Annotated in this window: 14 protein-coding genes; 9 read left to right on the top strand and 5 right to left on the bottom strand. The window is 64.4% G+C overall.

The window, feature by feature from the left end; translation table 11 throughout:
- The first annotated feature begins 1 nt into the window (after position 1).
- The 5 genes from purE to ACQ4W4_RS07110 all read left to right on the top strand — a co-directional run bounded on the left by purE (position 2) and on the right by ACQ4W4_RS07110 (position 5,161).
- Entirely contained in the window at positions 2-499 is a 498-nt protein-coding gene (gene purE, locus ACQ4W4_RS07130; protein WP_436541374.1) for a 5-(carboxyamino)imidazole ribonucleotide mutase, read from the top strand.
- Positions 500-514: 15 nt separating this feature from the next.
- Positions 515-1,723 carry a 5-(carboxyamino)imidazole ribonucleotide synthase gene (locus tag ACQ4W4_RS07125; RefSeq protein WP_436541373.1) on the top strand — a complete coding sequence of 403 codons (1,209 nt, stop codon included), beginning with the start codon at positions 515-517 and terminating at the stop codon, positions 1,721-1,723.
- Positions 1,720-2,739 carry an L-threonylcarbamoyladenylate synthase gene (locus ACQ4W4_RS07120; RefSeq protein WP_436541372.1) on the top strand — a complete coding sequence of 340 codons (1,020 nt, stop codon included), beginning with the start codon at positions 1,720-1,722 and terminating at the stop codon, positions 2,737-2,739. The genes ACQ4W4_RS07125 and ACQ4W4_RS07120 overlap by 4 nt, the downstream gene beginning before the upstream one ends.
- A 241-nt stretch (positions 2,740-2,980) precedes the next feature.
- Entirely contained in the window at positions 2,981-4,375 is a 1,395-nt protein-coding gene (locus tag ACQ4W4_RS07115; protein ID WP_436541371.1) for an SGNH/GDSL hydrolase family protein, read from the top strand.
- 99 nt (positions 4,376-4,474) lie between these two features.
- Complete coding sequence (locus ACQ4W4_RS07110) at positions 4,475-5,161, top strand: OmpW/AlkL family protein (protein ID WP_436541370.1); 687 nt, start codon at positions 4,475-4,477, stop codon at positions 5,159-5,161.
- Positions 5,162-5,199: 38 nt separating this feature from the next.
- On the opposite strand, the gene ACQ4W4_RS07105 is transcribed toward ACQ4W4_RS07110, so the two are convergent.
- Complete coding sequence (locus ACQ4W4_RS07105) at positions 5,200-5,706, bottom strand: flavin reductase family protein (RefSeq protein ID WP_077408668.1); 507 nt, start codon at positions 5,704-5,706, stop codon at positions 5,200-5,202.
- A 177-nt stretch (positions 5,707-5,883) separates the two neighbouring features.
- Between ACQ4W4_RS07105 and msrA the strand changes: the two genes are divergently transcribed.
- Positions 5,884-6,417 (top strand): peptide-methionine (S)-S-oxide reductase MsrA, encoded by a 534-nt coding sequence (gene msrA, locus ACQ4W4_RS07100; RefSeq protein WP_436541369.1) that lies wholly within the window; start codon positions 5,884-5,886, stop codon positions 6,415-6,417.
- A gap of 16 nt (positions 6,418-6,433) precedes the next feature.
- Here msrA and ACQ4W4_RS07095 read toward each other — a convergent pair whose 3' ends face one another.
- A complete protein-coding gene (locus ACQ4W4_RS07095) occupies positions 6,434-7,669 on the bottom strand; it encodes a class I SAM-dependent methyltransferase (RefSeq protein ID WP_436541368.1) in 1,236 nt (411 codons plus the stop codon).
- 127 nt (positions 7,670-7,796) lie between these two features.
- Entirely contained in the window at positions 7,797-9,014 is a 1,218-nt protein-coding gene (gene pdxH / locus ACQ4W4_RS07090) for a pyridoxamine 5'-phosphate oxidase (RefSeq protein ID WP_436541367.1), read from the bottom strand.
- A 113-nt stretch (positions 9,015-9,127) separates the two neighbouring features.
- Between pdxH and ACQ4W4_RS07085 the strand changes: the two genes are divergently transcribed.
- A complete protein-coding gene (locus ACQ4W4_RS07085) occupies positions 9,128-9,988 on the top strand; it encodes a tRNA threonylcarbamoyladenosine dehydratase (protein WP_436541366.1) in 861 nt (286 codons plus the stop codon).
- Between the two features lies 1 nt (position 9,989).
- On the opposite strand, the gene thpR is transcribed toward ACQ4W4_RS07085, so the two are convergent.
- Positions 9,990-10,517: an RNA 2',3'-cyclic phosphodiesterase gene (gene thpR / locus ACQ4W4_RS07080; protein ID WP_436541365.1), complete on the bottom strand. Its 528-nt coding sequence runs from the start codon at positions 10,515-10,517 to the stop codon at positions 9,990-9,992.
- Positions 10,518-10,617: 100 nt separating this feature from the next.
- Here thpR and ACQ4W4_RS07075 point away from each other — a divergent pair, with 100 nt between their 5' ends.
- Entirely contained in the window at positions 10,618-11,082 is a 465-nt protein-coding gene (locus tag ACQ4W4_RS07075) for an FKBP-type peptidyl-prolyl cis-trans isomerase (RefSeq protein WP_034780576.1), read from the top strand.
- Positions 11,083-11,178: 96 nt separating this feature from the next.
- A complete protein-coding gene (gene cysK / locus ACQ4W4_RS07070; RefSeq protein WP_436541364.1) occupies positions 11,179-12,111 on the top strand; it encodes a cysteine synthase A in 933 nt (310 codons plus the stop codon).
- On the opposite strand, the gene ACQ4W4_RS07065 is transcribed toward cysK, so the two are convergent.
- A complete protein-coding gene (locus ACQ4W4_RS07065; RefSeq protein ID WP_436541363.1) occupies positions 12,072-13,361 on the bottom strand; it encodes an SGNH/GDSL hydrolase family protein in 1,290 nt (429 codons plus the stop codon). The genes cysK and ACQ4W4_RS07065 overlap by 40 nt on opposite strands.
- Positions 13,362-13,393: the final 32 nt, after the last annotated feature.

Raw genomic sequence — 13,393 nt, 5'->3', positions numbered from 1 at the left:
GATGAGCGAGCAGAATAAGCCGCTGGTCGGCGTCATCATGGGTTCGTCTTCGGACTGGGACGTGATGCAGAACGCGGTCGCCATCCTGAAACAGTTTGGCGTGCCGTACGAAGCGCAAGTCATTTCCGCGCACCGCATGCCCGACGAGATGTATGCGTACGCGAAAAGCGCGCGCGCGCGCGGCTTGCGCGCCATCATCGCCGGCGCCGGCGGCGCCGCCCACCTGCCTGGCATGGTGGCCGCGATGACCATCGTGCCCGTGCTGGGCGTGCCCGTGCCGTCGAAGTATTTGCGCGGCGAGGATTCCATGCTGTCCATCCTGCAAATGCCCAAGGGCGTGCCCGTGGCCACCTTCGCCATCGGCGAAGCGGGCGCGGCGAATGCGGCGCTAACGGCCGTGGCGATGCTTGCCGCCAACGACGACGCCCTGGCCGAGCAGCTGGAAGCCTTTCGCGCCACGCAAACGGCCGCCGCCAAGGCCATGGTCTTGCCTGACTAATGTGTTTGAAAAATAATGAATAGTAAATCGACTTCCCCATTGCTGCCCGCCGCCCACCCACCGGCGTGGCTGGGCGTGATGGGCGGCGGCCAGCTTGGCCGCATGTTTGCCCAGGCCGCCCAGAGCATGGGCTACCAGGTTGCAGTTCTTGAACCTGTACTGGAGCCGGCCGCCACCTGCCCTGCAGGGCAGGTGGCGCAGCGCCTGATCAACGCCGGCTACAGCGATGCGGCCGGCCTCGACGCGCTGGCGGCGCAGTGCCTGGCTGTCACCACGGAATTCGAGAACGTCCCGGCCGACAGCCTGTCGCGCCTGGCCGAACGCGTGTTCGTGGCGCCCAACGCCCACGGCGTATCGGTGGCGCAAGACCGCATCGCGGAAAAGCGTTTCTTTGTCGACTGTGCCCCGAAATCGGGCGTGCTGCCGGCGCCGCATAGGGTGATCGCCACGCAGGCCGATATTGACGCCATTGGCGATGACTTGCTGCCAGGCATCCTGAAAACCGTGCGCATGGGCTATGACGGCAAGGGCCAGTTCCGCGTGCGCACGCGCGACGACGTGCGCACCGCGTTTGCGGAAATGGGGGAGGTGACTTGCCTGTTGGAAAAGATGCTGCCGCTGGCCTACGAAGTGTCCGTGCTCACGGCGCGTGGCGTGGATGGCGCATCGGTCGTGTATCCGATCGCTGAAAACGTGCACCGCGACGGCGTCTTGTTTACCACCACGGTGCCGGGCCCGAACGTGTCCGACGACTGCGCCGCCAGGGCGCAGCGGGCGGCGCAAGCCATGGTTGCCGAACTCGGCTATGTCGGCGTGCTGTGCATCGAATTTTTCGTGCTGGAAGATGGCAGCCTGGTGGTCAACGAGATGGCGCCGCGTCCGCACAACAGCGGCCATTACACGATGGATGCCTGCGTCACCAGCCAGTTCGCGCAGCAGGTACGCGCCATGGCGCGCCTGCCGCTGGGCGACGTGCGCCAGCATTCGCCGGCCGTGATGCTCAACATCCTCGGCGACGCCTGGTTTGCCGACGACAGCGATATTGCCAGCGAACCGGCGTGGGACCAGGTGCTGGCGCTGCCAGGCGCGTGCCTGCACCTGTACGGCAAGGACGATCCGCGCCGTGGCCGCAAGATGGGCCACCTGACCTTCATCGCGGCAACCTTGCCGCAGGCGCAGCAGCGCCTGCGCGACGCCTGCCTGATCCTGGGAATCGCGCCGTGAGCGTGCCCGCACACGACCTGGCGGCGGCCGCCGCCGTGCTGGAGGCGGGCGGCCTCGTCGCGTTCCCGACGGAAACGGTGTACGGCCTGGGCGCCGATGCGGAAAACCCGGCCGCCGTGGCGCGCATCTATGAAGCCAAGGGCCGTCCCTCGGACCATCCCGTGATCGTGCACGTGGCGCCGGGCGCCGACCTGGCGCACTGGTCCGATGATATCCCGCGGGAAGCGGAGCAACTGGTGGCCGCCTTCTGGCCCGGTCCGCTGACCCTGATCGTCAAGCGCGCCGCGCATATCCCCGACGCCGTTTCCGGCGGCCAGGATACGGTGGGCTTGCGCTGCCCGTCGCACCCGGTGGCTATCGAACTGCTACGCACTTTCAAGGGCGGCAAGGGCGGCCTGGCGGCACCGTCGGCGAACAAGTTCGGCAACGTCAGCCCCACCACGGCGCAGCACGTGCGCGATGAATTCGCGGCGGAGCTCGACAGCGGCTTGCTGGGCCTGGTGCTCGACGGCGGTCAGAGCGACGTGGGCATCGAGTCGACCATCGTCGACCTGTCGCGCCTGGCCACGCACGGTCCCGTGCTGTTGCGTCCCGGCCATATCAGCAGCGAGCAGATCGCCGCCGTCATCGGCCGCGCACCGGCCGTGGCGGACGCAGCCGCGCCGCGCGCCTCGGGCACGCTGGAATCGCACTATGCGCCACACACGCCTGTTGCGATGCAGCACAGCGACGACGTGCGCGCCACCTTGAACCGCCTGCTCAATGACGGGCGCCGCGTGGCGCTGATCCACTACTCGGATCTGCCGCCGGCCAGCGCCAGCGTGCGCCTGGCCGCCAGCCCGGAAAACTACGCACATGCGCTGTATGCCTCGCTGCGCACGATGGACCAGGTCGGCGCCGAGCTGATACTCGTCGAAGCGCCACCGACCGGCCCCGCGTGGCTCGGCGTCAACGACCGTTTGCGGCGTGCCGCGTTCGGCTCAAGTGGTATCTTGCAGCAATTCCTGTCCGTCTGAAAAAAGCCCCGCAAGGGGCTTTTTATTGATGCAGCGCAATAGCAATGCTTGCCACGAAACACATTAAATCCTCCATAATTCAGCGGATCGCCCGGCCATCGCAGGGCGCCGGCGGTGTTGTTATTTCGTTGATTTTTAAAGCATATTTTCTATACAAGCCTCTGGAACGATGGCATATTAGTTGGGTAGCGAATAGCACGCCCGTTCGTTTAGAAACCATAAAAAAGACCGAGGAGACAAAATGCATCAAACAAAATTTGCGCTGGCCGTGCTGGCTGCGGCTGTCCTTGCAGGTTGCGGCGGCGCCAGTGGCGGTGATCAAACCTTGAAAGTCAAATACACGGCGCAGGTGTCGTTCGGCGACAGCCTGTCCGATGTCGGTTCGTATGCCGTGGGCACAGTGCTGGCGAAAGGTGGCGGCAAGTTCACCATCAATGGCGACAATACCAAGATCAATCCTGAACTGACGGGCAAGAACTGGACCGAGCACCTGGCTGCGCAATTCGGCCTGGCCGCCCCATGCGCCGCCGAGACTGGCCTGGAAGGCAATGTGGCGAAGGGCTTGCTCGTCGCCCGCGTCAAGCATCCCGGCTGCTACGGCTATGCCATGGGCGGTTCGCGCGTGACCAACCCCGTCGGTCCGAACAACAAATTGACGGGCAGCGAACTGGGCGCCTTGACCGTGCCCGTGGTGACGCAGATCGCGAACCACCTGGCCGCTTCCGGCGGCAAGTTCAGCGGCACGGAAGCCGTCTTCGTGATGGCGGGCGGCAATGACGTGCTGTTCCAGCTCGGCGCATTGCAGGCCGGTGCGACGGCCGCCGGCAAGACGGCAGGTGCCGCCGCTGGCGCCCAGGCTTTCGCCACCAATCTGACCATGGCGCTGGCCGCCGGCGCCACCAATCCTGCCACGGCAGCGGCTGCCATCGGCGCCGCCGTCAAGACGGCCAGCGCGGCGCCTGGCGCCACCTCGACATCGATCACGCAGGCCGCCATCGTCGCAGCAGCCGGCGAGCCGCGCAATGACTCCATCAGCTTGCCTACCGTGTATGGCCCGCTGGTCGCCAAGGCGCAAGCCGACGCGACGGTGACGGGCAATGCCGCCGGCGCCAAGGCCGGCGCCGATTACGCTGCGGCCCAAGGGCCGTTGCTGATTGCGGCCATGAAACAAGCGGGTACCGAACTGGTGGCGCTGGTCAAGGATCAGATCATCGCCAAGGGCGCCAATTATGTCATCGTCAACAACCTGCCGGACGTGGCCGGCACGCCATCGGGCTTGAGCAAGGATGCCAATACCAAGACGCTGATCAATGCCATGGTCAGCGCCTTCAATGGCGAACTGAGCGGTGGACTGAGCGGCAATGCGAAAGTCTTGCTGGTCGACGTGTTTGCCGTCAGCCATGACCAGGGCGTCAATCCTGGCCCGTATGGCTTGACCAATGTCAGCGAGACGGCGTGCGACCTGAGCGCGCCGGGCAATATCCTGGGCAGCTCGCTGGTGTGCAATGGCACGAACCTGAAGGCCGGTGACGTCAGCCATTACGCGTATGCCGACGATGTGCATCCTACGCCGTTCAACAACCTGCTGCTGGCCCGTTATGTGGCCAAGGACATGGTCGTGCGGGGCTGGCTGTAAGGAATCGCCGCGCCAGCCGCGTCCCCTGGACGTGGCTGGCGCCGGCGGCGACAAGACTCGATAGCGGAACACCCCGCACATACTGAATCAGGAGACAAGATGAAGAATCGTTTGAATACCGCCGTACGCGTACTGGCCGCGGCTGCCGCGATGGCCATGGCGACGGGCGCTTCGGCGCAAAGCGCAGGCACCTGGATGGCAAAGGTCGGCCTCAACAAGATCACGCCGCACGTCGACAGCGGCGACATTTCCGCGCCGGCATTGCCGGGCACCAAGGCCGACGTCAAGGCCGATACCAAGCCCATCCTGACGTTTGCCTACATGATCACGGACAATATTTCCGCTGAAATGATTTTGGGCGTGCCGTACAAACATGACCTGATGGGCGCCGGTTCCATCAAGGGCACGGGCAAGCTGGGGACGGCGGAAGCCTTGCCGCCGACGGCCTTCATCCAGTACCGTTTCTTCCAGCCCAATGCGATGATCCGCCCTTACGTGGGCGCGGGCTTGACGTATGCCTATTTCCAAAAGGAAAAAGGCTCGGGCCAGATGACGGCCTTGCTGGATCCGGGTGGTTCGCCGGTTACCTACCGCATGGACAACAAGCTGGCAGGCAGCCTGGTGGTCGGCAGCACCGTGGCGATCAACGAGCGCTGGTTTGCCGACGTGGCCGTGGTCAAGACGTTCCTGAAAACCAAGGCGAAATTCTCGACGGGGCAGACGCAGGACATCAAGCTCGACCCGCTCGCCGTAAGTGTCAGCATCGGGTATAAATTTACCCTGTAAAACAAAAAATCCGCCTCGGCGGATTTTTTTTGTCCCGCTCAGGCTGGCGGTGTATTGAACTTACCATTGTGGAAGATCAAGGGCGGCTGCGCGGCAAACGCGCATTGTTCCACTTCGCCCACGAAAATGACGTGGTCGCCTTCCGGATAACGGCTGCGGTTGTGGCATTCGAACCAGGCCGACGCGCCTTTCAGGATGGGCTGGCCCGTGCGCGACAGTTCGTATTCGACGTCGTCGAAGGGATTGGGGGTGCGGCGTGAAAAGCGCGTCGCCAGTTCCGCCTGGTCGGCGCCCAGCACATTGATGACGTAATGCGAGTTGCCGCTGAAAATGGGCATGCTGTTGGCCACGGAACCGAGGCTCCACAGCACCAGCGGCGGCGACAGCGAGACGGAATTGAAGGAACTGGCCGTCAGACCGCGGAAACTGCCGTCGGCCAGGCGCGTCGTAATCACCGTCACGCCGGTGGCAAACTGCGACAGTGCCTGGCGGAAATGTGTCGTATCGAATTCTTGCGCTGGCGCGCGGGGAGAGCGTGTGTTCATGGGTGACCTGTCTATTTGCTGACATTATGCCAAAAATCGGCCACGCCAGCGCAATCGTGGCCGGCATGCCCCTTATGTGCGGTGCATCACGCGCCGTTTCAAGCGGCACTGCAGGCCATGGCGCTTTGCGTTACAGTAATGAAATGATACGTCGCACAGGCGTTGCGGGAGGACATCATGAACCAACAGACGGAAGTGGCGGTATTCGGCGGTGGCTGTTTCTGGTGCCTCGCTGCCGTGTACGCGCAAGTGCGCGGCGTGACGAGCGTCGAGTCCGGCTACACGGGCGGCACGGTGCCCAACCCCAACTATGAACAGGTGTGCACGGGCGAGACGGGCCACGCGGAAGTGGTACGGCTGGAATTCGATCCCGCCCTCATCCCTTACCACGACTTGCTGGAAATCTTTTTTACCTTGCACGACCCCACCACCCTGAACCGGCAGGGCAATGATGTCGGCACGCAATTTCGTTCCGTCATCCATTATCAGTCGGCGGAGCAGGAAACCGTGGCGCGCAAGGTGCTCGCCGAGATGGCCGGCGTGTGGGATGCACCGATCGTCACGCAGCTGGCGCCGGCATCGGTCTTTTATCCGGCCGAGGATTACCACCAGAATTATGTCGAGCAGCATCCCTTGCAGGGCTATTGCGCCCTCGTTGTCGCGCCCAAGGTGGAGAAATTCCGCGCCATGTACGCGGGGCGCCTGAAGTAAGCGCCCCGCGCGTCTGTCAGGGCGTGAGCGCGGGCGCCGGCCTGGCATCGTGCGCATACATGTAGTTGCGCGACCAGGGCAGGGTGGAGGAACGCCGGCCCGCCTTCACGCAGACGATCTGGTACAGGCTGATCAAATCTTGCTCGAAGGCATAGGCGCAGCCTGCCAGGTAGACGTGCCAGATGCGGAAGCGCCGCTCGCCCGCCAGCGGACGAATCTGCTCGGCATGGGCTTCGAAATTTTCCGTCCACAGGGCGCAGGTGCGCGCATAGTGGCGGCGCAGGTTTTCCACGTCCAGCACTTCCAGCCCCCCTTGCTGCATGGTTTTCAGGACATTGCCGATATGGGCCAGTTCGCCGTGCGGAAACACATATTTTTCGATGAATTCCCCGCCGCCATACGGCGTTTCGCCATTCTCCGGGTCGGTCGAGGTGATGCCATGGTTCATCGCCATGCCGTCCGGCGCCAGCAGCTTGTTGATGATGGAAAAATAATCGGGCAAATGTTTCAAGCCCACGTGCTCGAACATGCCCACGCTGGTGATGCGGTCGAACTGACCCGTGACGTCGCGGTAGTCTTGCAGACGGATGTCGATCAGGTGGGCCAGGCCGGCCGCCGCCACGCGCTCGCGCGCCAGCGCGTACTGGTTTTCCGACAGGGTCACGCCCACGCAGCGGGCGCCATATTGCTGGGCGGCACGAATGACGAGCGCACCCCAGCCGCAGCCGATGTCGAGCAGGGTCTGGCCCGGTTGCAGCTGGATTTTCTTCAGGATATGGTCGATCTTCTTGACTTGCGCCTGCGCCAGGGTTTCATCGCCGTGTTCGAAATAGGCGCAGGAATACACGAGGGCGGGATCGAGAAACTGTTCATAAAACGCGTTCGACACGTCGTAGTGGTAGCGGATGGCTTCGGCATCCTTGCTCTTGTCGTGCGTAAAGCTGCGCACGATGCGGGCCAGCTTGCCTTCCGGCTTCAAGGTGTTGCGCGCCAGGGCATTGCAGATGGAAATCATGTCCTGGGCCGTGCCCTTGACCTCGATATTGCCTTCCACATAGGCCGAGCCCAGGTTGGCCAGCGAGGGGTTCAGCAGATAGCGGGCCGAGGCGACGGTCGGCAGGCGGATGGTGACTCTGGGCGTTTCGCTGGACAGGTCGACATGCTGGCCGTTCCACAATTCTATGCGGAGCGGCAAGGCGGTCTTGCTGCGGATGCCGGCGATCCAGGACTTGAGTTGGTTTTGTACAAACAAAATAGCCTCCAATGCAGCGACCCCAGCTGGGGCCGCAAATTGAGAAACAATGTTATTTAGTAACTTTCACCCTCATAGCCTACACCGATATTGACCAGCTTGCTTTGCGCCGCCTTGGCTATCCTGCTTATGGTTGCAAGCGTTGCATGCTCCATTGCCCGTCAGCACCGCGTGTAAACACGATGCGGTCGTGGAAGCGCGAACGGCGCCCCTGCCAGAATTCGATGCGTTCCGGCTGCAGGCGGTAGCCGCCCCAATGGGCGGGGCGCGGCGGTTGCGCGTCGCCGATGGCGGCCGCCACAGCCTCGTAATTGCTTTCCAGCGCGGCACGGTCGGCGATGGGGGCGCTTTGCTGCGAGGCAATGGCGGACAGCCGGCTTTGCAGGGGGCGCACATTGAAATACTCGTCGCTCTCGGCTGCCGAGGTTTTTACCACCGTGCCCTCGATGCGCACTTGCCGCTCCAGCTCGCGCCAGAAGAACAGCAGGGCGGCGTGCGGATTGTGTTCGAGATGCCGGCCCTTGTCGCTGTGGTAATTCGTGTACCAGGTAAAGCCGCGCTCGTCGAACTGCTTGATCAGCACGATGCGCGAGCTGGGCTTGCCCTCGGGTGTGACGGTGGACAAGTCCATGGCGTTCGGTTCGCTGACCTGGGCTTTGAGCGCTTCGTCGAACCATTTTTCAAATTGCGCGATCGGGTCGCGCTGCACGTCTTCCTCGGACAAGAGCTTTTGCACATAGTCGATGCGCATGGCGGCCAGGGTGGCGGCATCGTGCACGGGGACGGCGGGAGCGGCGGCTGCGGTGCCTTCCGGCGCGATGCCGCGGCGGCGCTGCATGGCCGTGCCCAGCTGCTCCATCTGCTGCGCGCTGAACAGGCGCTTGGCCATCGGCGCCAGCTGGCCTTCTTCCTTGCTCATGTGGGCCTGGTAGGCGGCCACATAGTCGCGCACGCCATGGGCGGACAGCTGCACGCCGGTGCCGGCGGCGATGGCATCGAGTTCCGGGCGCAGGGTCAGCCAGGCCTGGTCCATGCGCTGGTGGTCGGCCAGGATTTCCGGCACCAGGGTCGCCAGCAGGGCCGCGTCCTCGCCCGTGGCCGTCGCCTGCAGCATGGGCATCAGGTCCTGCTCTTCATCGTCATGGTGCAGATGGGCGGCTTGATTGAAATATTGCAACACCGCCTTGGCCGCCTGCTGCGCGTCCGCCGTGTTGCCGTGCTGCACCAGATGGGCCAGCAGGTTTTGCAGGGTGGTCAGTTGCTTGCGGATCTTGTCGTGGCAATGCTTGAGTACGGCGATGGGCTGGTCAAAGCCGGGAACGGAGTCGAACAGGGGAGAGGTCATGGCGAGTTCTCGTGGTGAACGGTGTGGGGACGCGGCGACAAACGGAGCTTGTCGCTGTGTCAATTCGGCTATTTTAGAATATCCGCCAGCGCAGTGTCCGTTAAAATGGCGCCATGCATACCTCCACCAATGAACTAATTTCCATGGACTTGACCGAGATCGATTTTGAACGGCGTTTCGGCGGCATTGCCCGCCTGTATGGCGCGCCGGCGTTGGCCCGCTTCCGCGGCGCCCACGTGTGTGTGATCGGCGTGGGCGGCGTCGGTTCCTGGATTGTCGAAGCGCTGGCGCGCAGCGCCATCGGCCGCCTGACCCTGATCGACCTCGATAATGTTGCCGAATCGAACATTAACCGCCAGATCCAGGCCATGAGCGACACCATCGGCAAGGCCAAGATCACGGCCCTGGCCGAACGCATCGAACTGATCAACCCTTTGTGCCAGGTCACGCAGATCGAGGATTTCATTGCCCCCGATAATCTGGACCAGTTGCTGGGCGGGTGCGATTTCGATTACCTGGTCGACGCCATCGACAATGCCAAGGCGAAAGCGGCCGTGATCGCGTATTGCCGCGCGCGCAACCTTCCCATGCTGACCATCGGCAGCGCGGGCGGGCAGACGGATCCGACCCTGATCGCCGTGCGCGATTTGTCGAAGACGGAGCAGGAACCACTGCTCAAGCGCGTGCGAAAACTATTGCGCACCGAATATGGTTTCCCTCGTGGCGTGAAAAACAAATTCAATGTCGACGCCGTGTTTTCCATGGAGCCCTTGAGTACGCCTGAAAGCGCGGAAGCGTGCGCCATCGACGGCACGCCGGTCGGCGTGACGGGCCTCAATTGCGCCGGCTTCGGTTCCAGCGTGGTGGTCACGGCCAGCTTCGGCATGGTGGCGGCCGCCCATGCGCTGAAAAGCTTGCGCCAGGACAAAGTTCCTGAAGTGCCAGCGCCCGTGCCAGTACCGGACGCCGCCTGAGTCACACTGCTGAGGTCAGCTTCCTGCTGGCCACGATGCGGTAGTCGCCGCTGCTTTTCAGCGACTCCACCAGCACCAGTTCGTCCGCCTGCCAGGCGATGGGCGCGAAGTCCTGGTTCGCCGGCGGCGGCGCCTGGCGCGCCAGGGTCACGTGCGGCGTAAAGCGGTCGTGCTCGAAGCGGGGCGCCAGCCCCTGCTCCGCCAGGCCGTGCATGCAGGCCGCGCGCAGGTCGAGCAGGGCCGGCGACGGCTGCGCCAGGGCGGCCCAGGCCAGCGCCAGCTTGGTAAAGTGGCTGGCGTGATCGAACAGCAAGGGCATGGGATGCGCCGGCAATTGCGCCAGGAGTGTTTGCAGGGCCGGCAGGTCGCTGGCCGGGCGCTGGCCCAGGAAGGCCAGGGTTAGGTGCAGCTTGTCCGCGCGCACGGGTTTGCCTTCCAGGCGCGCCTGCCAGGCGGCCAGGGCGGCGCGCGTGGCCGCGTCGGGCCACAGCGCGTAAAACAGGCGGGGAGCGTGCGTATCGGGCGACAAGTTTTTCCTATCGTTGCGGCGGTTTGCTATTATTGGCGTTCCCTGCCGCGCTCACTGGCGCTTGCAGGGATCTCACCGAAACTCACTGAAAGAATACATCATGACGCGTAGCTCCGTTTTGTTTGCCCTGATCTGCTCCGTCGCCGCGTCGCTGGCGCAGGCACAGGCGCCAGCGCCTGTTCCCGCCTCGGCCGTCTCGCTGAGCCCTGGCCCTGTCGCCGATAAATTGATTCTGATCGACAACAAGGTCGGCACGGGCAAGGAAGCGTCCGCCGGTAGCAACGTTACCGTGCACTACACGGGCTGGCTGTACCGTCCCCTGGCGAAAGATTCGCGCGGCAAGAAGTTCGACAGCTCCGTGGGCCGTGGCCCGTTCGACTTCCCGCTCGGCAAGGGCATGGTCATCAAGGGCTGGGACCAGGGCGTGGCCGGCATGAAAGTGGGCGGCAAGCGCACCCTGATCATTCCTGGCGAACTGGCTTACGGTCCGCGCGGCGCCGGCAATGGCGACATTCCGCCGAACTCGGCACTGATCTTCGACGTGGAACTGCTGGACGTGAAGTAATTGTTCAGCTTGGCGGTGGCGCGTGCTCGCGCCGTCGCCATCGGCGTGCTGAAACGCGGTAGACTGGGGTTTCTTGAAATAGCGGAGAGTCCTTCCATGAACATCGCCAACGACGTCACTGAACTGATCGGCAACACCCCCCTCGTGCGCATCAACCGCATCGCCGCCGGCAGTGTGGCCACCATCCTGGCCAAACTCGAATTCTACAATCCCGCGCACAGCGTCAAGGACCGCATCGGCCTGTCCATGATCGCCGCCGCGGAAGCCGCCGGCAAGATCCATCCCGATACCGTCATCGTCGAGCCCACCAGCGGCAACACGGGCATCGCGCTGGCCATGGTCTGCGCCGCGCGCGGCTATCGCTGCACGCTCGTCATGCCCGACACCATGAGCCGCGAACGCCGCATCCTGCTGCGCGCCTACGGCGCCGAGCTGGTGCTCACGCCGGGCAGCGAAGGCATGCTGGGCGCCATCCGCAAGGCCGAGGAAATGGTCGCGGCCGACCCGCGCTACCTGATGCTGCAGCAATTTAACAATCCCGCCAATCCCGCGATCCACCGCGCCACGACGGCCGAGGAAATCTGGCGCGACACGGATGGGCAAGTGGACATCGTCGTCGCCGGCGTGGGCACGGGCGGCACGATCACCGGCATCGGTGAAGTGTTGAAAGAGCGCAAGCCTGGCGTGCAAATGATCGCCGTGGAACCGGAAGCGTCGCCGATGCTGTCGAAAGGCACCAAGGGGCCGCATCCGATCCAGGGCATCGGCGCCGGTTTCGTGCCGCAGATCCTGAACACGACCATCTACGACGAAATCATCTGCGTCAAGAACGACGACGCGTTCGCCACGGCGCGCCTGGCCGCCAGCGATGAAGGCTTGTTGGTCGGCATCTCGTCGGGCGCCGCCCTGTGGGCCGCCCTGCAAGTGGCGCGCCGCCCGGAAAACGCGGGCAAGACCATCGTCACCATCATCCCGTCGTTTGGCGAGCGCTACCTGAGCACGGCTTTGTACGCAGGCCTGGGCGACTGATTCATTAACAGCGGCAGGGCTATCCCTTCCGCCAGCGCCCGGTTGCCCGCGTCGCCCGGGTGCAAATGGTCGCCCGAGTCGTAGGCGGGCAGCAGGCGCTGCGGGTGCGCCGGGTCGCGCGCCCATGCATCGAAGTCGAGTACGGCGTCGAACGTGCCGCTGGCGCGTATCCACGCGTTCAGTTGCTGGCGCAGCGCATCTTTTTCCTTTTGATAATAGTCGCTCAGGGGCGTGCCGGGCAGGGCGCCTGCGAACGGCGTCAGGGTGGCGCCGACCACGCGCACGCCGCGGCCGCGGGCCTGGGCCACCAGTTGGGCGTAGCCGTTGGTTAATTCTTCCAATGTCGGCCGTTGTGCCCGTGGCGCAAACGCCGTGCCGGGCCAGCTGATGTCATTGATCCCCAACAAGATAACCACCGTGCGCACGCCGGGCTGCGCCAGCACGTCGCGCCCGAAACGCGCCTGGGCGTTCTCGCCCATGCCGTCGGACAACAGGCGTGCGCCGGAAATGCCCGCATTGATCACGGCCACGCCGTGCGGCGCCAGGCGCCGGGCCAGAAAGTCGGGCCAGCGCGCATCCATCCCCAGGCTGGCGCTGGCGCCGTCGGTGATCGAGTCGCCGAGGATGGCCACGGCTTGCGCCCCCGGTGCCGCTTCCACCTCGATGGCGCTCAGTAAAAGGCGCGCCGTGGTGGTCTGCACGCCGGGTGCGTCATCGATGCGGATGGCGCGGGTCTGATCCTGCGGCGCGATCCACGCCGTCTCGCGGCCATCCCAGTGAAACGTGGAGACGGGACTGGCCTGCGGCAGGTGCACGCTCACCGTCAGACGGGCCAGGTCCGGCACGGACAGCGTGACGGGGTCGCTGACGAGCGGCGCGCCCGGCGCCATCGTGGCCGAGGGCTGGCCGGCAAAGGTGAGCGTGCGCAGGCTGGCGGCATCGATGGCCGAACCGGAAGCGGCCAGCGCCACGGTGGCCGCGCCGATGCGCAGCGGCACCTTGCCGTAGGCGTTCGACAGCACGATGCGCACGCGCGGACCGCCCACGCTGATGCGCGCCACCTGGCGCACGGTCTGCGCTTGCAGCACGGCGGGCACATTGCTGGGGAACAGGAAGTCGCTGCCCCACACGGCTTGCGGGCTGGCTGTCCAGCTGGCCAGCCAGCTGGTATCGGCGTTGGCCGCCTGGACCGGGCTGGTGCTCAGTACCAAGCTCAGCAGGGCGGCGGGGAGGAGGGAATATCGTTGCATGGCGGCTCGCTTCATCAAGGGGAATGTGCGCA

Origin of the sequence: Janthinobacterium glycogeni, from assembly GCF_051380725.1 — a bacterium.
In the GTDB taxonomy this organism is placed as follows: Bacteria; Pseudomonadota; Gammaproteobacteria; order Burkholderiales; family Burkholderiaceae_D; genus Janthinobacterium.
The sequence above is the reverse complement of the archived record's forward strand: the minus strand, read 5'-3'. Positions and strand labels throughout refer to the sequence as shown.